This window comes from Bacteroides mediterraneensis, from assembly GCF_900128455.1.
Classification (GTDB): domain Bacteria; phylum Bacteroidota; class Bacteroidia; order Bacteroidales; family Bacteroidaceae; genus Phocaeicola; species Phocaeicola mediterraneensis.
The window spans coordinates 2097287-2118477 of the sequence record NZ_LT635783.1 but is presented as its reverse complement, the minus strand read 5'-3'; the positions used below and the strand labels follow the sequence as shown (position 1 = coordinate 2118477).

The 21191-nt window shown below is 49.0% G+C and carries 19 protein-coding genes; 9 read left to right on the top strand and 10 right to left on the bottom strand.

The window, feature by feature from the left end; genetic code table 11:
* The first annotated feature begins 8 nt into the window (after positions 1–8).
* From brxL to istB, 4 genes are all read left to right on the top strand, one after another.
* Positions 9–2111, top strand: coding sequence for a BREX system Lon protease-like protein BrxL (gene brxL / locus BQ7480_RS08730; RefSeq protein WP_072542570.1), 2103 nt, complete (start codon positions 9–11; stop codon positions 2109–2111).
* Between the two features lie 156 nt (positions 2112–2267).
* Positions 2268–3089, top strand: coding sequence for a carboxymuconolactone decarboxylase family protein (locus BQ7480_RS08725; protein WP_072542569.1), 822 nt, complete (start codon positions 2268–2270; stop codon positions 3087–3089).
* A gap of 438 nt (positions 3090–3527) precedes the next feature.
* Positions 3528–5090 carry an IS21 family transposase gene (istA, locus tag BQ7480_RS08720; RefSeq protein WP_072542568.1) on the top strand — a complete coding sequence of 521 codons (1563 nt, stop codon included), beginning with the start codon at positions 3528–3530 and terminating at the stop codon, positions 5088–5090.
* Between the two features lie 29 nt (positions 5091–5119).
* Positions 5120–5875 carry an IS21-like element helper ATPase IstB gene (istB, locus tag BQ7480_RS08715; RefSeq protein WP_071150252.1) on the top strand — a complete coding sequence of 252 codons (756 nt, stop codon included), beginning with the start codon at positions 5120–5122 and terminating at the stop codon, positions 5873–5875.
* A 130-nt stretch (positions 5876–6005) separates the two neighbouring features.
* Here istB and BQ7480_RS08710 read toward each other — a convergent pair whose 3' ends face one another.
* Genes BQ7480_RS08710 through BQ7480_RS08690 form a run of 5 tightly spaced genes read right to left on the bottom strand, consistent with a single transcriptional unit; the run spans position 6006 to position 10713 of the window.
* Entirely contained in the window at positions 6006–6932 is a 927-nt protein-coding gene (locus BQ7480_RS08710) for a M14 family metallopeptidase (protein WP_072542567.1), read from the bottom strand.
* A 9-nt stretch (positions 6933–6941) separates the two neighbouring features.
* Entirely contained in the window at positions 6942–7868 is a 927-nt protein-coding gene (locus BQ7480_RS08705; protein ID WP_072542566.1) for a M14 family metallopeptidase, read from the bottom strand.
* Positions 7865–8644, bottom strand: coding sequence for a transglutaminase domain-containing protein (locus BQ7480_RS08700; protein WP_072542565.1), 780 nt, complete (start codon positions 8642–8644; stop codon positions 7865–7867). Before BQ7480_RS08700 ends, BQ7480_RS08705 begins: the two co-directional genes overlap by 4 nt.
* A gap of 20 nt (positions 8645–8664) precedes the next feature.
* Positions 8665–9363, bottom strand: coding sequence for an alpha-E domain-containing protein (locus BQ7480_RS08695; RefSeq protein ID WP_072542564.1), 699 nt, complete (start codon positions 9361–9363; stop codon positions 8665–8667).
* A gap of 33 nt (positions 9364–9396) precedes the next feature.
* Positions 9397–10713, bottom strand: a complete 1317-nt coding sequence (locus BQ7480_RS08690; protein ID WP_022354553.1) for a circularly permuted type 2 ATP-grasp protein — start codon at positions 10711–10713, stop codon at positions 9397–9399.
* Between the two features lie 311 nt (positions 10714–11024).
* Here BQ7480_RS08690 and BQ7480_RS08685 point away from each other — a divergent pair, with 311 nt between their 5' ends.
* A complete protein-coding gene (locus BQ7480_RS08685; protein ID WP_022354551.1) occupies positions 11025–11405 on the top strand; it encodes a winged helix-turn-helix transcriptional regulator in 381 nt (126 codons plus the stop codon).
* A gap of 126 nt (positions 11406–11531) precedes the next feature.
* Here the strand turns inward: BQ7480_RS08685 and BQ7480_RS08680 are convergent, their stop codons facing one another.
* Positions 11532–12116 carry a flavodoxin family protein gene (locus BQ7480_RS08680; protein ID WP_072542563.1) on the bottom strand — a complete coding sequence of 195 codons (585 nt, stop codon included), beginning with the start codon at positions 12114–12116 and terminating at the stop codon, positions 11532–11534.
* A gap of 164 nt (positions 12117–12280) precedes the next feature.
* Between BQ7480_RS08680 and BQ7480_RS08675 the strand changes: the two genes are divergently transcribed.
* Positions 12281–12637 (top strand): winged helix-turn-helix transcriptional regulator, encoded by a 357-nt coding sequence (locus BQ7480_RS08675; protein WP_072542562.1) that lies wholly within the window; start codon positions 12281–12283, stop codon positions 12635–12637.
* A 34-nt stretch (positions 12638–12671) separates the two neighbouring features.
* Here the strand turns inward: BQ7480_RS08675 and BQ7480_RS08670 are convergent, their stop codons facing one another.
* Both BQ7480_RS08670 and BQ7480_RS08665 read right to left on the bottom strand, forming a co-directional pair.
* Complete coding sequence (locus BQ7480_RS08670; protein ID WP_072542561.1) at positions 12672–13547, bottom strand: radical SAM mobile pair protein B; 876 nt, start codon at positions 13545–13547, stop codon at positions 12672–12674.
* Positions 13548–13550: 3 nt separating this feature from the next.
* Positions 13551–14357 carry an MBL fold metallo-hydrolase gene (locus tag BQ7480_RS08665; protein WP_235816666.1) on the bottom strand — a complete coding sequence of 269 codons (807 nt, stop codon included), beginning with the start codon at positions 14355–14357 and terminating at the stop codon, positions 13551–13553.
* 110 nt (positions 14358–14467) lie between these two features.
* On the opposite strand from BQ7480_RS08665, the gene BQ7480_RS08660 reads away from it, so the two are divergent.
* Positions 14468–15373 carry a helix-turn-helix domain-containing protein gene (locus tag BQ7480_RS08660; RefSeq protein WP_072542560.1) on the top strand — a complete coding sequence of 302 codons (906 nt, stop codon included), beginning with the start codon at positions 14468–14470 and terminating at the stop codon, positions 15371–15373.
* A 17-nt stretch (positions 15374–15390) separates the two neighbouring features.
* Here BQ7480_RS08660 and BQ7480_RS08655 read toward each other — a convergent pair whose 3' ends face one another.
* Positions 15391–16152 (bottom strand): 4Fe-4S binding protein, encoded by a 762-nt coding sequence (locus tag BQ7480_RS08655; RefSeq protein WP_072542559.1) that lies wholly within the window; start codon positions 16150–16152, stop codon positions 15391–15393.
* Positions 16153–16525: 373 nt separating this feature from the next.
* Here BQ7480_RS08655 and BQ7480_RS08650 point away from each other — a divergent pair, with 373 nt between their 5' ends.
* A complete protein-coding gene (locus BQ7480_RS08650; RefSeq protein WP_394332655.1) occupies positions 16526–18379 on the top strand; it encodes a TonB-dependent receptor in 1854 nt (617 codons plus the stop codon).
* Positions 18380–18460: 81 nt separating this feature from the next.
* Positions 18461–19477, top strand: coding sequence for a M28 family metallopeptidase (locus BQ7480_RS08645; RefSeq protein ID WP_072542557.1), 1017 nt, complete (start codon positions 18461–18463; stop codon positions 19475–19477).
* A gap of 7 nt (positions 19478–19484) precedes the next feature.
* Here BQ7480_RS08645 and hcp read toward each other — a convergent pair whose 3' ends face one another.
* Entirely contained in the window at positions 19485–21134 is a 1650-nt protein-coding gene (gene hcp / locus BQ7480_RS08640) for a hydroxylamine reductase (RefSeq protein ID WP_072542556.1), read from the bottom strand.
* Positions 21135–21191 lie beyond the last annotated feature (57 nt).

The following is a 21191-nucleotide window of genomic DNA, read 5'->3' as shown; positions in this document are numbered from 1 at the left end:
CATAAGATATGGACTCACAGCAGAAAGTATTAAATGCCTTTATTGGCAAGGTGGTAAGAAAAGATCTGGCTTTTTTGGTTAAGGGAGGACTTCCTGTACCGACTTACGTACTGGAATACTTGCTTGGCCAGTATTGTGCCAGTGATGACGAAGAAATCATTAACGAGGGCCTCGAAAAAGTGAAAGAGGTTATCCAGCATAATTATGTACATCGCGCAGAAGCTGAGTCGGTAAAAGGACTTATCCGTGAGCACGGCAAACATCGTATCATTGATAAAGTGACGGTGGTGCTTAACGAAAAGAATGATGAGTACCAGGCTACTTTTGCCAACCTTGGTCTGACGGGAGTACCTATCGGAACAGACTATGTACGCAAGAATCCGAAACTTCTGAGTGGAAATGGAGTGTGGTGCATCGTCACCATTGGTTATATCAGTGGAGAAGATGTAAAGGTGAGATGGGAAATTCAGACTCTGAAGCCTATACAGATTTCAAATATCGATTTGCAAGAGTATATTGACCTGCGCAAGAATTTCACTACGGAGGAATGGATGGATTTGCTCATGCATACGGTAGGGTTAAATCCGGACTCCATGAACCGACGGGAAAAATTTATCACGCTTGCTCGCCTCCTCCCCCATGTGGAGAATAACTTCAACTTTGTGGAGCTTGGTCCTAAAGGGACTGGTAAGTCGCATGTATTTCAGGAACTATCACCTTATGGTGTACTCGTATCGGGCGGAGATGTGACTAGTGCACGTCTCTTTGTCAAAATGCAGGGAAACAAAGAAATTCTGGGTCTTGTGGGCTATTGGGATGTAGTGGCATGGGATGAATTTGAGCAGCAGAAAGGACGTAACGTGGATGCCGTGCTTATTGATACGATGCAGAATTATCTGGCCAATAAATCGTTTAATCGTGGCAAGGGAACGCATGAAGCCAGTGCCTCGATGGTGTTTGTTGGAAATACAAAGCATACTGTCCCTTTTATGTTGAAGAATACGCATCTGTTTGAATCCATACCTGCCTCTTTCATCAAAGGTGCTTTTCTTGACCGAATCCATCTGTATAATCCCGGATGGGAGATTAGAATGTTGAAAAAAGACAGCTTCTCCAAAGGTTACGGACTTATTACTGATTACATTGCTGCGGTGCTCCATGCCCTGCGCAATGATGACCGTACGGCAGTTTTGAAAGACTATGCCAAATTCGACGGTTCTCTTTCAGAGCGTGACCATCTGGCCATCCGCAAGACATTTTCCGGAATGATGAAGCTGCTTTATCCTGATGGAAAGATGACTGACGAGGAAGCGTACGAATTGGTTGATTTTGCTGCTGAAGGTCGTAAACGTGTAAAGGATCAATTATATGTAATTGACGAAACTTTCAATGCCGAACCAGCCAAATTCAAATATATCAATCTAAAAACAGGTATCGAAATGAATGTTGAGACATTGGAAAAAGTAAGCAATCCTCTTATAATTCCAATAAACTCAACGATAAGTACAGCGACTGTGAAGCTAACCGATGCAGAGGCTCAGCCTTTGAATGAAGAAAATACAGAAACATGCTCCGTAGAGGAAGAAAGAAACTCGAGCTGTCAAATTGCAAAGCGCCCCCGTATCCATATTTTGCAAGAAAAGAGCATGACCTTTAGAATGGGACAAACCGGTGTGAGTTACGAGAAATTGTTTGCTCCTTATATGGCAGGAGCAAATAGTATCACAGTGGAAGATCCCTATATCCGCACTTCATGGCAAATCAAGAATTTTATGGAATTTGCTTTAATGCTCATCAATACTCGTCCAGTAGATGACTTGAAACTCAATCTTATCACGAATGAAGAGGAAGAAAAAATTCCTGAGTTGATAGACAAATTTGACGATATCAAAGATGACCTGGCATCGTATGGCATTGAGTTTGAATATAAATTCAGAGATTTCCATGATCGATGCATCAAGACTGACACAGGGTGGACAATCATGCTTGGACGCGGATTGGATATTTTTGAGAAATACAATACTTACTCTATCGCTTCGTCCAGACAAGACATGCGTAAGTGCAAGGAGTTCACAGCCACATTTATGAAAACAAAAGCTATTTCGAATTGAAAAAATCAGTTTAGGATGGAAGTTGAAACAGCTTGTATTTCATCTTCCGCCATTCGGGTATAAATATCCGTAAAACGTATACACGTGCCATAATATAAAACGGTTAATTTTGCCACAGGAAATCAGAAAAATACAAACCGTTAAACTCATTGCATGATGAAAATACAAATGCTCCTTGCGCTTGCCGCATGGGTAATAAACAGTACAACAATTATGGCACAGGAAACTATCAAACAGACGGCTGGACGCGACCAGCTGGGAGAATTTGCTCCTAAATTCGCGGAATTGAACGACGACGTACTTTTCGGGGAGGTGTGGAGCCGGACCGACAAACTCGGGCTGCGCGACCGCAGCTTGGTGACCCTCACTTCACTCATCAGCCAGGGCATCACCGACAGTTCGCTGACTTACCACTTGCAGACGGCGAAGCAGAACGGCATCACCCGTACGGAAATCGCTGAAATCATCACACATATCTCCTTCTATGCCGGATGGCCGAAGGCATGGGCCGCTTTCCGTCTGGCCAAGGAAGTGTGGGCGGAAGACACCACTGGAGACAATGCCAAAGCAGCCTTCCAGCGCGAGATGATTTTCCCTATCGGTGAACCTAACACGGCGTATGCGAAGTATTTCATCGGAAACAGTTACCTGGCTCCGGTGTCCAAGGAACAGGTGCCTGTGGCCAACGTGACCTTTGAGCCGGGATGCCGCAACAACTGGCACATCCACCGGGCTACCAAGGGTGGCGGACAGATGCTGATTGGCGTGGCCGGACGCGGCTGGTATCAGGAAGAAGGCAAACCGGCCGTACAGATTCTGCCGGGCACGGTGATTCATATTCCGGCAGGAGTCAAGCACTGGCACGGGGCGACTGCCGACAGTTGGTTCGCACATCTGGCCTTTGAGGTGCCGGGCGAAAACACGTCCAACGAATGGCTGGAGCCGGTTTCCGACGAAGAATATGGCAAACTGCAATAATCAATCCAGTGTCACCGGTTGCCTGCCGTCGGCGGGAAGCCGGTGTGCCGAAAACGGAGCATCCCCACCCACTCTGAACGGCTTAATCCATCCAGTTTTACCGCTAAATTGGCCTTGAAAAGTGCCTGAAAAACGGAGTATATCCGTTCATTTCAGCTAAAAACGCCACAAAACGCCATAAAAAACGGAGCATATCCGTTCAGTGGTTTGGATATTACGATAGAATCTCCGTTTTCTCTACAGAAATCGGAGTATATCCGTTCACTAATGAGAATGTAATAATACTATAATCAGTTGTCTACATACGGAAAACGGAGTATATCCGTTCACCTTCTCACAGAAACGACAATGCCTGCATAAAAAACGGAGCATGTCCGTTCACTTGCTACTCTTTTCCCGTATCTTGTATGCAGAAAACAATCTTCATACGATACGACTATGGCAGGAAAAAGTAAGAATATGAGCCAGATCAAACAACTTCTTCTACTAAAGAAGAGCGGAATCTCCAACCGCAAGGCTGCTGATATAATCGGCATGAACAAGGAGACAGTGAACAACTACATGAATAAGGTCAACGCTGACAGTCTGAGCCTTGATGAACTTATCAGGTTGGATGATCCCATTCTTGAGCACCGTCTCAAGGGCGGCAATCCTGCATATAGCGACAAGCGTTTTGAAACATTCAAAGCCCTTCTTCCATATCTTCAGGAGGAGATGAAGCGCAAGCATGTCACGCTGAAGCTGCTTTGGGAAGAATACCGTAATGAGCATCCGGATGACCACTACAGCCTGACACAGTTCCGTTTTCATTACAATCAGAACACAGAGGCCAGGAAGGAGTCGCCATCCACCATACTTGCCGACATGCGTACGGGCGGCGAAAAGCTTTTCCTCGATTTTGCCGGTGATACTATGGGATACGTTGACATGGAAACCGGTGAGGTCGTCCAGTGTCAGGCTTTTGTAGCCACTCTGCCTGCAAGCGACTACGGTTATATCCTCTTCGTACGTTCACAGCGTACAGAAGACTTTGTATATGCCATAACGCAGTGCCTGAAACATCTTGGCGGCGTACCAAAGATGCTTGTCCCTGACAACCTTAAAGCTGCTGTTGTCAAGACCGACAGATATGAGCCTTCACTTAACCGTGTAATGGAGGATATGGCCAATCATTACGGTACGGTCATCATACCGGCACGTCCCGTACACCCTAAAGATAAAAGCAACGTGGAAGGGACCGTGAGGCTTGTCTATATGCGTGTGTTTGCCGAACTCCGCAATGAAACCTTCCATTCACTGGAAGAGCTTAACCGGGCAGCCTCACTCAAAATGAAAGCGCACAACCAGAAACGCATGCAAAAGCATCCTTACACGCGTGAGGAACGGTTCCTTGCCGTAGACAAGCCAAATCTTATGCCACTGCCTGACAGAGATTTTGAGATTGTGTCATATACCGATTTGAAGGTGTCAACCAACTGCTGTATCTATCTTGGACGTGACCAGCACTATTATACAGTACCGTATCAGTATATATCCAAAACCGCACATGTCGCATATACACGCACACTGGTAAAAGTATATGTGGACGGTGAGCTTGTAGCCACTCACCTACGTGATTACAACAGGGGAAAGTATACTATCGTAAAGGAGCATCTTGCAAGCAATTCCCGGGAATACAGAGGGATGAGTGCAAAATCATACATAGAGCGTGCCGAGCGTGCATCCGGCATACTGGGAGATGTAATCCGCCGCATATTTTATTCTTCCACAATGCCTCCGGAGACTCATTACAAGACCTGCGACGGGCTTCTAAACCTGCAAAGGAGCAGTGATCCGGTCGTTTTCCAAAAAGCCTGCGAGGCAGCCCTGAATGTAGACAGATGCAACTATCGCTTTATCCGTTTACTGGTAGAGAGCAAGTGTGCCGGTGTGGGGCAACCTTCATCTTCCTTTGCTCCTCCGCAGCACTGTAATATCCGTGGAAAAGCACAGTTCAAATGACAGACTTCTAACACTCAAAACAAATAACGATGGATGAAATTATCAATGCTCTAAGAAACCTTAAGATGCCTGGAATGGCCCATTACTGGGCTACCATGCAGGAGACGCGACAGGCAGAGTCGCTCTCCTTGAAAGACGGTCTGCAACTGCTTATACAGGCTGAACTGGATAACCGGAATCAAAGCCGGAATGCCCGTCTGATAAAAAAAGCACACTTCCGTTATCAGGCTTCCATAAGTGAAGTTATCTATGACTGCAAGCGTGGCGTGGACAAGCAGAAAGTACTTAATCTTGCCACTTGTGACTATGTGAAAAACGGGGTATCCATACTTATTACGGGTGCTGCCGGTACCGGTAAAAGCTGGTTGGGTACAGCGTTTGGTCATCAGGCCTGCATGAACGGATATAAGGTTGCTTATTATAACCTGTACAGGCTCTTCGAGGAAATAAGCCTTGCCCGTATATCCAGTACCCTGCATCGTTTCTTCGCCAAGCTGGCACAGACTGACCTGCTTATACTGGACGACTTCGGCATGAAAGTTCTTGACGGACAACAGTTACTTGACTTTATGGAGATTATAGAAGACCGCCATGGACAAAAAGCTACGATCATCATATCACAACTGCCGGTTGCCAACTGGTACGATGTGATGAAAGGCAACACGACTGCAGCTGATGCAATATTAGACAGGTTGGTACACACAAGTGTGCGCTTCGAGCTACAAGGCAGCAGTTTACGTCAAAAAAGACATCAAAACTGCAACGTTACAGACGAAAATCAATAAATTTGCATCGCCATAGGTAAAGAGTATGAAAAGTGAACGGATATCACCGTTTTGGGTGAACGGATATCAACCGTTTTCAGCAGCCGGTGACCTTTCACTCTCCTATCTTTGTTCTTTTTACATCTCTTCGTTAAACAATCTTATACACTACGGTATTCTGCAGCACCAGCGACTTGTTATGGGCAAAAAAGACAATTCCGTTGGTTGGAGCCTGAATTTCCATCAGGACATGGCCGTAGTAAGGGTCGATGACAGAAGCCATCACTTCTCCTTTCTTCACCACATCGCAAGCGTGTTTCATCTTGTACAGGATACCTGAAACGGGGGTTCTGACCGACACCAGCTCTTCTTCATCCAGCAGGCGGGAATTGTAGTCCGGACTGCTGTAGTCGGTATAGTCTATCAGTCCCGTGCGGTGCATAAAGCGGAAAATCGTATGCACACAGTCGGCCACGTCTTTTCCTTCCACGGTATCGTTTCCTCCACTGTAAAGGGAGAATGCTTTGGTGTTCCAGATTTGCCAATTATAGTTGAGCAAGGTGGTGTCGAACGGCAGCGGTTTGTAGAGGCAGACAAACGGAAGGCCGAAGAGGGCCGCCGTGGCCGTGTCCTCATAACCGGTCTGGGTAATCCGCACATGCGGTACAAAATCGCCCGGGACGTAGAAACTGGCTAGCTGGATGCCGTAGGTGTATCCTTGGATGGCCTCGAAAAGAGCGGCTGCGATACGCTGGGTGGTTTCTCCCTGATCATAGCCCGGGAACATCCGGTTGATATCGGTGTTGTCCATGGCCCAGAAGCGCTTCTCGATGTTCATGGAGAAAGGATTGGCCGAAGGAACGACCAGAATTTCGTGCCCGGGCACCAGCCGGCCTTCTTTCTCCAGTGCGGCCAACCGGTTTATGACCTGTGAGCAGATGTATTGTTGCTGTATCTCGTTGCCACGCATGGCGCCTACCAGCGCAAGACTCTTCTCTCCTTCTCCGAAACGGAATCCTTGGATGCGGAACGTGTCGCGGAAAGGAGATTCCATGCGGAAGATTATTTCATTTTTCATATCGGTTGCTTAAAATTGATGAATACGTGCCAGGAGGGATCCCTGATAGACGATGGGGTACGCGCGGAGGGTAAAAAGCAGTCCCCGGGTAGGCGCTTCTACAGTCTGGAAAACCTCTCCGGTGAGCGGGCTGACAATCTCGCCTATCTTCTCTCCTTTTTCTACAATCATGTTGTTCTTGATTTCGGTGAGGAAGACACCGGAAGCATCCGCATTGAGGAAGCTCACCCGGTTGCCTGCGGAGACGACCGGAGTGGATATGGAGTTGGCTTCGGGAGCTTCGGCCCAGATGCCCAAAGTATGCATCAGGTTCAGGATACCGTTTACCAGCCGGTTGCCATATCCGTGGTTGATGCGCATGCCCACTCCCATCTCTACCACCAAGGTGGGAGTATCCAGACTGTTCAGTGAATGGGCCAAGGTAGCTTCCAGCACCGTAGCGGCCTCATGCACCCAGATGAAATCCACGTCGAGCAGCTTGGCATAAGGCACCAGCTTCTCCGCCGTATGTTCGTTGATGCGTACCTGCGGAATTTCCCGCAAGAAGATGTTGCTGGAATGGATATCGATTACCATATCCGCTCCCTGCAAATCACGCAGGAGGGTATAAGCCACCTGTTCGGTCATGGTTCCGTCCGGATTGCCGGGGAAGATGCGGTTCATGTCCAGGTCGAAGCCCGGGATGCCCCGGGTGATGGAGTCGATACCCAACGGATTCAGTGCCGGATAAATCTCCACGGTACCGTTCAGTTTCTCCAGATTTTGTTGTACGATTTGATTGAGCCGGAAACAGACATACTGGCCCTCCAGTTCGTCGCCGTGCGTACCCGTCACGATGCAGATACGTTTGCTTGAGTTTCCATGGCGGATGACATTTTTCTTTATCAATAGCCGCTCGTCCACAGGAAGGGCGGTAGATACCACTGTTTTTATCATAATTCTTCTACAATTACTCGGATTTCGGTCTGTTCCGTAGGGTGACCGGTGTACACGCCACGGTTGACCTGGCAGTCCAGGGCATCGCGCCCATGCGCCAGTTTAATGTATCCGTATTCTATCAATTGGTTGTTTGTCGGGTCTATTCCTCTCCACTCATTGTTTACGAGCACTTCCACCCAGGCATGGGTCACTCCCGTGCCCTGCATGAAGCCGTTCACATAGCGGGCAGGTATGCCACAGGCGCGGCACAGCGCAATCAGGATATGGGCATAATCCTGACACACGCCTTTCCGTTGCTGGAAGGCCTCCATGGCGGTCGTATTGATTTGCGTAGTGCCCGGAGCATAGCACATGTAGTCGTGAATCTTTTCCGAAAGGCGCAGGGCATAATCCAGTGCATCCTCTTTCTTCGGTCCTGCTTCTGCCAGGAAGGCTTTCAGGGAGTCGGATATTCCGGTCAGGGCCGATTCTACCCGGAACACATCCCCCGGCGTGAGTTCTGGAATGCAGTACGGGCTGAGCTTCGCTTCCCCGCTGCTGACAAAGATAAACGCATCGTGCGCCTCGGCCCGGCTACCGTATTGCAGCGGATTTCCCCAGGCATCGGCTCCATAAATCAAGTAGTCAGACGGATGGAGAAACATGTCGCGTTTCACCACCTGCTGACACGCATTGACGCAAGGCATACACCTCAGGCTGAAGAAATGGTTGATGACCGGCGAGCTGAAGTGGATGATGGTCTGATAATTATATAGATATTTCTTTACAATCATGGTTTCCTTACATTATATTCTTACAACAAGACAAGATGGTTGATATATTTAAGTACGATTGACTTGTATCCCAGGTTGGAACAGTCGTACACATCTTCCCTTAGCAGTTCGTCCAGGTGTTCCAGTATCATCGGGTCGAAGATGCCTTCCTCGGTCTCCGCACAAAGCTTCAAGGACTCGTATGCCTCTTCAATGCGATAGAAAGGATAGTCGAACCGGATGTGCATGTCCATGTTCTCCACGAGCTTGCCAATCCGCAGGAAATTGCGCACCCGTTCATCGAACACCCGTTCGTCAATCGAGCCCCAGAAGGCAAGCAAGTAGTCGGTAATCGGCTGAAGGCCGGTGATGTTGTCATCCTTTTTTTCGGCCGACTTCCGGATATACGACAACGAAAGTTCAATGTACGAAAGAGTTTCACTCATAATCTCCTCGCGAAGGACAATGGCGTTGTCATTGGCGGCAGTCAGTCCCGAAATCAGGGAACAGGGATTCTTATCATCGTACATGTAGCCTATCCGGAAACTTTCCTTGTCCGGATAAGGATTACTGGTATCCAGTTTCTGATAATATTCCTCGTATTCCTTCGGCTTGCCGTCAATCATCTTGTCGTAGTAACGGCGCAGCAGGTGAAGGCTGATGTAGACTCTCTCTGTATATCGTCCAAGCCAGTACAGGCGGTTGGCCTTAATGGCTGAAATTGCATTGCATGTAATCATATTGTATTTGTTGTATTTGTTTTTTGAATCTGTTTACTCCTCCATTACCCATGTATCCTTGAATCCTCCTCCTTGGGAAGAGTTGACCACAAAGGAGTTCGGGTTGCGTGAAAAACGGGTCAGTCCGCTTTTCCATACCCGGGTCTGTTCGCCGGAAATGACGAAAGCCCGTAAGTCGGCTTTCCGTTCCACCCGCTCATCGCCTTCCTGAATTTCCAGGTCCTTGAAGTCGATTACTTCCTGTGCAATCCAGCGGCGAGGCTCATCGATAATCAGCTGCTTCAGTTCCGCCAGTTTCTCGGGAGAAAGATCGCGGCCAAATACCACTCCGTATCCTCCGGCTTCGCTCACATCCTTGATGACCAGCTTTGCGATATTGTCCAAGATATACTGATAATCCTCCTTGTAATACGGAAGATAGGTCGGCGCATTCTGCAGAATCGGTTTCTCGTTCAGGTAATACGTAATCATTTTAGGCACGAAATAGTAGATGCCTTTGTCGTCGGCCACTCCATTGCCCAGGGCATTGACCACCGCCACATTGCCTTTCCGGTAGGCCTGCATGAGATGAGGAATACCTATCAGGGAGTCCGAATTGAAGGTTAGCGGGTCGAGGTATTCGTCGCTGATACGGCGATAGATGCATCCCACCTGCTGTCTTTCTTTGTACAGTCCCATGTAGTAAACAATGTCGTTCTCTACCACCAAATCTCCCGGGAAAGCCAAGGTGGCTCCTGTTTTCTCGGCCAGATACGAATGTTCAAAGAAGGCCGAATTATAGCGTCCGGGAGTCAGGATGACCGAAATGCCCCGTCCGTCGTTCATATAGTCCATCATCTCCTTCAGCAGACTACTGTAATCGCGGTTGTCGGCCACTGCATTCTCCTGAAAAGTGAGCGGTGATACTTTCCGCGTGATGGTACGGGCTATCATCGGATAAGACGCGCCAGAAGGAATGCGGAGGTTGTCTTCCAACACAAACCAGCGGTTGTCTTTTGCCTGCACCAGGTCGATACCCGATATGTGCGAGTAAATGTCGTGGATGGGCGACACGCCTTCACACTCCGGAAGGTATCCCTTGGACGAATAAATGAATTCGGCCGGTATAATGCCGTCTTTGATAATTTCTTTTTCGTGATAGATGTCGTATAGGAACAAATTCAACGCATCGACACGCTGTATGAGTCCCCTTTCCAGATAATCCCAGTCTTCCTTGGGAATTACCCTCGGTATGGCATCAAAAGGGAACAACTGTTCTTTAAAAACCCCGTTTTTGTACACCCCGAAACGCACACCAAAGCGTTCCATCCATTTGTTGACCGCGTCTCGGTTTTCAATCATTTTATCCATATCCTTACCTTTTTTAAATTATACCTTATCTCAATCTTTGTCACTCATGCTACGTCTGTTTTCCCCTTTGCAAACGAGCGATTCTTTTTGTCCATGCTCCTGGGAGAAAGACATCCCAGGTTTATCAATTTAATCTTTGTGGTGTCATTTTGTTTGTGTATTTTGTATAATTGTAGCATTATAAATTCATTTTTGCGAAATTATAAATAAAAAGATATTTAAACAAGTGTTTTAACAGCAAAATGAAATATCCTGCTGTATTTTTACTTTTTATTTGTACTTTTGTGGAGTAACCGATAGAACTATTTGATATGGATAAGAACAAACGGAATGACGATATTTACCTCAGGAACTGTCCGATTCGGAACGTGCTGTCCCGTATCTGCGACAAATGGTCGATTTTGGTTATTTTTACCTTGGAACAGTTTCCGGTGATGCGTTTCAGTGAACTCCGTCGCATGATTCCGGACATTTCCCAGAAAATGCTGACGGTCACTCTCCGCACGCTGGAAGAAGACGGACTGGTCAGCCGGAAAGTGTATGCGCAGGTGCCGCCCAAGGTGGAATATTCGTTGACTTCCCGCGGAAAATCCTTACTTCCCCATCTGAACGGGCTGATACAATGGGCCAAGGAGCAGATGGACGACATCTTGCAGAATCGCCGGAATGAATCGGGCGATTCAAGTATATGACACTGTCGGCCGTTGCTTGCGGTGATGCAGGTGGACAAAAAAATCTCCGTCGTGAATTACGGGATTTCTTCTTCTCAAAGAATGAAGGCCCTTGTTTCGCGACGGAGATGCAAATCTGAAAACGGATTAGAATTTTTCAGCCAATGCGGCAGCCTGCCGACAGCCATCGGTTTTCTCAATCTCTCCTTCGTTCAATACACCGGGCACCAGCACCTCTCCTACCATGTCCCACTTCAGCAGTGCAGCCGAGCGCTCCAAAGGAATGCGTACACCGTCCATGACGGTAGGATCTTCCTCTTCACAACAGGTAATCAAGGCACATTTCTTTCCGGCAATGTCTTTCCCGCCCACTACGAGCGAGAACAGGCGGTCGATGACACCTTTAATCTGTGCCGGGATGGAATACCAGTAGACCGGCATGGAGAATACCACTGCATCCGACTCCAGGATGACCGGGGCAATGAGGTTGAAATCGTCGTCGAAAGAACAGGCTTTTCCTGTCTTGTAACACGTCATGCAGGCATGGCATCCGCCAATCTTCAGAAAAGCGGCATCAAAACGTTGGATGGTATGACCGCGCTGTTCGGCGGCTTTCACAAATGCCTCAGTCATGGCAAAACTGTTGCCCTTCTTGCGAGGGCTTCCGGTAATTACGGTAATTTTCAGGGCCGCTTCTTCCACGGCTTTATACTCTTCAATGCTTGCTATCATATTCCACAGTTTAAGGGGTTTATACTATTGCAAATGTAGGGGACGGGAACGGTTTATACAATTACCGAAAAATTATTCACCCACCGAAAAATTATTCGGTATGCAGGGGTTTCGGGAGTTATCCTTATCTTTGCGACAGTGTAATTGTTTACTCTTCAGAAATCATGTACGAAAGAAAAATACCTGTGGATTTGGACTGTCCGCTCCGGCTGACCATGAGCCTGATAGACTCCAAATGGAAATCGTGTATGCTGGATGAACTGCGGCATCGGGCGTTGCGTCCCAGCGAACTGCACAAACTCTTCCCGGAAGCGACTCCCCGTGTGCTCGACATCCAGTTGAAGGAACTGGCAGAAGACGGACTCGTTTCCAAAACCACCTACCATGAAGTGCCTTTGCGGACGGAATATGCCTTGACCGAGTTGGGGCGCAGTCTGCTGCCGATTATCGATGCCATGATTGAATGGGGCAACCGGAATACGGAGGTGTTTGAACGCAAATACGGCGCTGCAAAGGAATGAGAATCCCTGCAACGCCGTAGTTGATTTCTTAGTTTTATCGATTTAGTTTGATTTTTTCGTGATAGAAATAGTTGACAAGCACGGGTTTCCCTTTTTCAGAACGTCCGTAGGGCAAATCGTTTACCCGATAGGGAAAGCTTTGTTGTGCGGCATAGGATGAAATCTCCTCTTCCAAGGCTTTCCAGTAATCCAGTCTTTTCTGGTTGTATATTTCCTCGTACAGCGGAAAGAGTGCGGGATGCTTCTTACGGATATACGCCATGATTTCTCCTTTGAACTGCCCGCGCAGATTCAGGTTTTCCAGCCAGATTAAATCGGCATATCCTTTTACTTCTTCGATAATCGCCTTCACATCGGTGATGCCTGGAAAGATAGGCGACACGAAACACACGGTACGGATGCCTGCCTCATAGACCTGTCGCATCGCACGCAAGCGGCGTTCGATGCTGACTGCCCGGTCCATGTCCGCACGAAACTCCTCATCCAGCGTATTGACCGACCAAGACACCGTGACCTTGGGGAACTGCTTCAACAGGTCCAAGTCGCGCAGCACAAGGTCGGACTTCGTGCAAATCATCAGTTCAGCCTGTGTGCCGCGAAGTTCCTCTAGCAGACGGCGGGTGTTTCGGAACTCGGCTTCGTAGGGGTTGTATCCGTCCGTTACGGAACCTATCACAATACGTTCACCATCGTATTTATGCGGGTTCGCTATCGGTTTCCAGTGCTTCACATCCAGAAACGTGCCCCACGGTTCAGTATGTCCGGTGAAGCGTTTCATGAACGAGGCGTAACAATATTTGCAGGCGTGCGGGCAACCCACGTATGGGTTCACCGAATAACCTCCGACGGGCAGAGAGGACTTGGTCATGACGCTCTGCACTTTAATTTCGTGAATGATTTCTGTATCCATCGCTTATAATGCTATACATTCCCCATCTTCGGGAATAATCAAACGATTCATATCTATGTGATTATGCTGGGCTTCGTTACGCAGGATAGCGCGTGTAGTCTGGCAATGGTCAATGGCATCCATGTGTACAGCAATCAGTCTTACATTCTTTGGCACTTCATCCAGCATCTGCATTACTTCATGCTCATCGGGCAAAATCGGTCCGAAATCTTTGGAAAATTCCGGAAACACAGCTCCCCCACAGTTGACAACTATATAATCCGGATGATATCGATCGATGTTCTCACGAATGGTATTCTCCCACCTACAGTCTCCCATCACATAAATGGTAGGCAGACCTTTTGCCTTCAGGACAAAGCCAGATACAGGTCCCATCATTTCTGCAAGTTTGCCGAAACCGTGATGCCCGTTTGTCCGGAAAATACTCAGTCCTCCTAGCTGTTTCATCTCTTCTATGGCTTCTACATTCATAAATCCGTCGTGTACGACTGTTTCTTTATCTGCCGGTTGGGTGAAAAATGGGATGGTGTAAGGCAAATAATGTCTCACACTTGGTTCGTAATGATCGATATGGTTATGAGTCAACAAAACCATGTCCACATCTTTTACAAGGTCGGCTGCCGACATGTTCAGATGTACTCTTGGATTCTTATTCACTCCAAGTGCCGACCTTAACGTTTCTTTTTCAGCCAACACCGGATCGACCAATATACACTTGCCTGCGTAATGAATCTTCAATGTCGCATTGCGCACCAATTGAATAACTGCTGTCTTGTTTTTATCCATAGCCTTCTGTTTCTTTTTGTTCATCGCAAAAGTCGGTATATTTTGTTTCACTCCTCATACCCAAAAAGAAGGGAAACAGGCCATTTTGATAATTACATTCTTTATCTTTGCGTGTGAAACAATTTGGAAAAGTCATGAAAAAGAAAAATCTCAATCCGGAAAGACTTGTCAACGTCCCGTTCAACAAAACCCAATGCGGCGTGGATTTCTATATCAATACCGGACATAGTAGTGAGATTTGTGGAGTACTGACTGAGAATCCGACCTTCAAGACGGATTTCTTCGAATTTTTCTTTTTCCGGAAAACCAACGGTTTTCTGGTGCTGAACAATAAACGAATAGCACTGCATGATGACATGGCGCTGCTTCTCTCTCCGCACCAGCAACAGGAATGGCACGTAGAGGAAGAAGCTTTGGACTATACCTTTCTTATCTTCCGAGAGGATTTCATGCGCACTTTCATTGCCGACAAGTTCTTTGCCTACCGTCTGCTGTATTGTTACCAGACGGATACTCCTCCTTACCTGTCACCCGTTTCCCAATCGTTGTTTAGGGAATGTATGCAGTTGCTGGAAAAAATCAAGCAGGAACTGCAACATCCCACTGCCGACAGCTACAACCTGATTGTAGCTGTATTGTATTACCTGCTATTGGTAATCAACCGTGAATATGCTGCTACCTACCATCTTCCCATGGATGTTCCTAAAAACAACTACGCCTATCAGTTCAAGGAACTGCTTGAACAGCATATACGGGAGATGCAGCGGGTGACAGAATATGCCGACATGCTCCATATCAGCCGAATTACCCTGAACCATGCTGTAATGGCTCAATTCGGCGTATCTGCCTCCCATCTGCTCAAACAACGCTTATTGGAAGAACTGAAAAATGAATTGCTATTCTCCAACCGCAGTGTGAGCCAGCTGGCCGATGATTTCCATTTTTCCGACCCCAGTCATCTGATGCGTTTTTTCAAGCAGCAGACTGGCAAGACTTGTTTGCAATATCAGTCGGATTATCAGAACGGCATCTACGAATAATCTTAATACGCTCACTTCTATAGGTAAAGTTCGTTCCCTTTCCGCTGGGAACAGGCTTTCTTGAGCATGGCATTGACCAGAAACAACAGGAAGCGATTGATTTTGCGGGCGGAATGAGGACAGACCGCTACACAACGCATGCACGAAATACAGGCTTTCTTGTCCACTTCCCGGGAATCCGTCGGATTGATGGCTCCTACGGGACATTTGCGGGCACACACTCCACAGTTTATGCAAGCTTTTGTGGGTTTCGGTACAATCCCCGTTGCTCCTGCCTTCCGATACGGACGGTGACCGGGAATCTTCGGCTCGCAAGTATCTCCGGAAGTGATTTTCTGTGCTATCTGACGGGCAAATTCCGTGAGCTGTGTCCGGTCTTCTTCGTCCGGCCGTCCGGCGGCATAGCGGCGGGCGATGGAGTGTTCGGCTACGGCCGCTACGGCTGCCACCACCTTAAATCCGGCCTGATGGGCGATGTCCTGTAATTCTACCAGGGTATCCTCGTAGGCACGGTTTCCATACACGCAAATGAGAATGGCGCTGGCACCGTGACCTTGCAAACGGGCAATACGTGCGGCGGCAGTCTCTGGTACCCGTCCACTATAAGAGGGTACGGCAATTAAGGCCACATCTTCCTTCGTCAATGAAATGCCGTCAAAGTTCCCCTTGGCGTCGGTCAAATCTATCTTGGAAGTACTTTGGGCCAAGCCCTTCGTTACGGCATCTGCCACTTTCTGCGTACCTCCCGTGGGACTGAAACAAATCTCGTAATATTTCATTTTTCTTCTATTTTAGATGGAATGATTTCCGGTTGCACTACAAACGAATCACGACCTTTCCGTCGGGATGCCCCTGCGACAGGAAGCGGATGGCTTCACCCGTCTGTTCAAGACATTGAATCGTCATGTAATACAAATATCAAGAAAATTCTTCATTTTAGATGCAAAAGTATGGAGAATAAAAGAACAAAAGCATCTTTATCGGGGATGAAGAAAAGATTATCTGTCATGCGGGTAAGGCAAAACGGAAGAATATTTACTACTTTTGTCACACATAATCATGTAGTGCGTCATAAGAGACACAAACAAAAATGAATCAATGAAAAAAGTATATCTTTCTATTATAGGAATCAGTTTGGCCTGCCAAGCAGGTATGGCTCAAACCTCATCACACGATACACTTTCACTTACAAACCAAATTCACCAGATAGACGAGGTGGTGGTGACTGGTGCCCGCCACGAGACGGATGTGCGTCATCTGTCGCAGACCGTATCGGTGGTGGGGCGTGCCCAGATTGAACACTCCCTGCAACCGTCCTTATTGCCGGTGCTGACCGAGCAGGTTCCCGGGCTCTTCGTCACCTCGCGCGGGGTGATGGGTTATGGCGTGTCCAACGGGGCGGCGGGTAGCATCTCTCTGCGTGGACTGAGCGGAGGAACGGCCCGGCTGATGGTCTTGATTGACGGCCATCCGCAATATGCCGGCATTTTCGGTCATCCGATAGCCGATGCCTACCAGTCGTTCCTGGCCGAACGGGTGGAAGTGTTGCGGGGCCCCGCTTCGGTGTTGTACGGCTCGAACGCTATGGGCGGCGTGATCAACATCGTGACGCGGAAGATGCAGGAAGACGGGGTAAACACCCATCTGCATGCGGGCTACGGTTCGTATAATACCTTGGAAACGGAACTGACCAACCGTGTCCGCAAGGGACGGTTTTCGAGCGTGGTATCCGGTTCCTATAACCGTACCGACGGGCATCGGGATGACATGGGGTTTGAACAGTATGGCGGCTATGCCAAGCTGGGATACGAGATGACCGACCATTGGGACGTGCGGGGCGACGTGAACGTGACACATTTCAATGCTTCCTATCCGGGGCCGGTCAGTGCACCGCTGCTCGACGGAGACCAGCGAATCACGCGGGGCATGACTTCGTTTGCGCTGGAGAATCATTACGAAAAGACTTCCGGAGGATTGAGTTTCTTCTACAACTGGGGAGACCATTGGATTAACGACGGATATACGCCTTCTGCCGGGGAAAGTCCTCAGGATGCCCGTTTCAATTCTCATGATTACATGACGGGGATATCCCTCTATCAAAGTACGCAGTTCTTTACGGGAAACCGTATCACACTGGGCTTCGACTGGTTCCGTTACGGAGGCCGTGCCTGGAATGAATATGTGAGCGGAGAAAAGGTGGGCACTACTTCTGATTTGGTGGACAAGCAGGAAGACGAACTGGCCGGCTACATCGACTTCCGGCAGGATTTTTGCTCTTGGCTGACTTTCAATGCGGGATTGCGGGTGGACCATCATTCACGGGTGGGTACGGAATGGGTGCCGCAGGCCGGACTGGCTTTCCATTTGCCGCAGGCTATGGAACTGAAGGCCTCGGTTTCGAAAGGATTCCGCTACCCTATCCTGCGGGAAATGTATATGTTCCCGCCGCAGAATCCTGATTTGCAACCGGAATCGATGTGGAACTATGAGCTGGCCTTCTCACAACGGTTGATGGAGGAACGGCTGTATTATGGAGTGAATTTGTTTTATATCAATGCCAAGAACCTGATACAGACGTTGCAAAATCCGCACGGAAGCGGGATGCTGAACCAGAACACCGGAAAGATAGAAAATGCAGGAATCGAATTGCAGGCAGCTTACCGCATCAACCGCGACTGGTCGGTAGACGGGAACTACAGTTACCTGCACATGGCGCATCCGGTCATCGCCGCTCCGGAACACAAACTTTACGCTGGGGCCAATTTCTCCCAAGGCCGCTGGAACGTGTCGACGGGACTGCAATACATCGCGGGACTCTATACCCAGACCGCCCCCGCAGTGACAAAGGACTTCGTACTGTGGAACGTGCGGGCTTCCTTCCGGGCTATCCGCTGGCTGGACATCTGGGCACGTGGCGAGAACCTGCTGGCCCAGCGATACGAAATCAATGCCGGATATCCTATGCCGCGTGCCACGGTGATGGCTGGAGTAAACCTCAATTTTTAGAAAATCAAGCTCTTGCTACGTGAAGAAACTGGAAGAATAAGTTTGGGAAATTCGCAAGTTCTCCCTATTTTTGCTCTCATTATGAAAAAGACTGTAACCTCTCTGTTACTGGCATGGACCATCGGTTCATGCGGTACCTCTCTCCTGCAGGCACAGACCGCCGTGGAAAAAGGCCTGCAAAGTATTAACCGACCTTCGGCTGAAGCCATCGTAGGTTTTCTGGCAGACGATGCCCTGCAAGGACGTGAAGCCGGTATGACCGGTTCGCGCGTGGCTGCCCGCTATCTGGTTTCCTGTCTTCAGGAGGCCGGTATCTCTCCTCTTTACGGAGATTCCTATTATCAACCTTTCGAGGCTTGTGCCAAGGAAAGACAGCAAAAAGGCCGCTGGCAGGTACATCCCGATTCCATCGCCCAATTGAAGCAGCTGACACACCGTTCTCTTCAGATGGCCAACGTGCTGGGAATGATTCCCGGAGAACGGACCGACGAGTATGTCGTGGTCGGTGCCCATTTCGATCATCTAGGCATTGACGAGACATTGGCGGATGACAAGATTTACAACGGAGCCGATGACAACGCATCGGGAGTGTCGGCAGTGATGCAAATTGCCCGTGCCTTTCAGGCCAGTGGCAAGAAACCGCTGCGCAACGTGATCATCGCCTTCTGGGACGGAGAAGAGAAAGGATTGCTCGGCTCCCAGTATTTCATGCAGAATTGTGATTTCGTGAAGGAGATTAAAGGTTACCTGAATTTTGACATGATCGGGCGGAACCATTTCCCGGAACAACCCGAACATGTGGTGTATTTCTATACGGAGGCGCATCCGGCCTTGGGACAGTGGCTGAAAGACGACATCGTCCGTTACAAGCTGAAACTGAAGCCCGACTACCGTCCTTGGGACCGTCCGGTGGGAGGAAGCGACAATGCTTCGTTTGCCGTGCACGACATTCCCATCATCTGGTATCACACGGACGGGCATCCGGATTACCACCAGCCTTCCGACCATGCAGACAAGCTGAACTGGGAGAAGGTGGTGGAAATCACGAAAGCTTCTTTCCTCAATGCCTGGAATCTGGCCAACGAGAAATCCTATTAAGCCGTCATCAGATGCCGAACAGTTGCATGTCCGCTTCGGGGGTAGTAATACCTCCGATGCCGAACTGTTCGACCAGTACCTTGGCTACGTTCGGTGAGAGGAAGGCCGGCAATGTGGGTCCCAGGTGAATGTGTTTCACGCCCAGGCTCAGCAGGGCCAGCAGGACAATGACTGCCTTCTGTTCGTACCAGGCAATGTTGTACACGATGGGCAGTTCGTTGATGTCGTTCAACTGGAAGACTTCCTTCAGCTTCAGGGCAATCACAGCCAGTGAGTAGCTGTCGTTGCATTGTCCGGCATCGAGTACCCGAGGAATTCCCTGAATGTCGCCCAACGGCAGTTTGTTGTAACGGTACTTGGCACAACCTGCTGTAAGGATGACCGTATCTTTCGGAAGGGCCTGTGCAAAATCGGCATAGTAATCGCGGCTCTTCATGCGTCCGTCGCATCCGGCCATGACCACAAACTTGCGGATGGCTCCGCTCTTCACCGCTTCTACCACCTTATCGGCCAGCTGCATCACCTGATTATGAGCAAATCCACCGACAATCTCTCCCTGTTCCAGTTCCACTGGTGGCTGGCATTGCTTGGCCAGTGCGATGACCTCCGAGAAATCCTTGTGGCCTTCGGCATCCGTAGCGATGTGCTTGCAGCCGGGATAGCCTGTTGAGTTGGCCGTAAACATCCGCTCCTTGTACGATGCATTCTCCAATGGCGGCACGATACAGTTGGTGGTGAAGACAATCGGACCGTTGAAGGCCGTAAACTCCTCGCGCTGTTTCCACCAGGCGTTTCCGTAGTTGCCTACAAAATGCTTGTATTGCTTGAACGCCGGATAATAGTGTCCCGGAAGCATTTCGCTATGCGTGTATACATCCACTCCCGTACCTTCGGTCTGGCGCAGCAGCTCTTCCAAATCGTGCAAGTCGTGTCCGCTGATTAGGATACCCGGATTCTTGCCTACCCCGATGTTCACCTTTGTCAGTTCCGGATGACCGTAACGGGTGGTGTTCGCCTGATCCAGCAACGCCATCACCTGTACCCCGTGCTGTCCGGCTTCGAGAACCAGCGCCACCAGTTCATCGGCTCCCATTGCCTGTACGGTGATGCGGGCCAGCGCCGATTGCATGAACGCATGGATAGCTTCATCGGCAAAGCCCAGTCGCATGGCATGTTCGTGGTAAGCGGCCATGCCCTTCAGTCCGTACATCAGCAGTTCCTTCAATGAGCGAAGGTCTTCGTTCGGCTCCCTCAGCACCCCTACGGAAGCCGATTTGGCCAGATAGTCCGCTTCTCCACCATTCCAGGTCAGTTCGTCCACCTCCGGCAAGGCGATGCCGGCATCGGCAGCACGCGCCTTCAAGCGGTCGCGCAGTTCCAGGCCTTTACGTACACGGACCAGGATGCTTTCGTCATCAAAATTGGCATTGGTAATCGTTGAGAAAAGCGCGTCGGTAACAAAACCGTTTGTGTCGGCTTCCACCTCAAGGCCTTTCGTACGCAAGGCATCGGCTGCTACGGATACTCCGCGCACCACAAACAGCAGTAAATCCATGTAACGTGCGGTGGTATCTTTCTTTCCACATACACCTTTCAACACACATCCTGTGCCCTTGGCAGCTTCCTGGCACTGGTAGCAAAACATGTTTCCTTCCATATTCTTTCTTGGGTTATTGTTGATTTTTCATTAAGTTTGCACAAAGATGAGGAATCC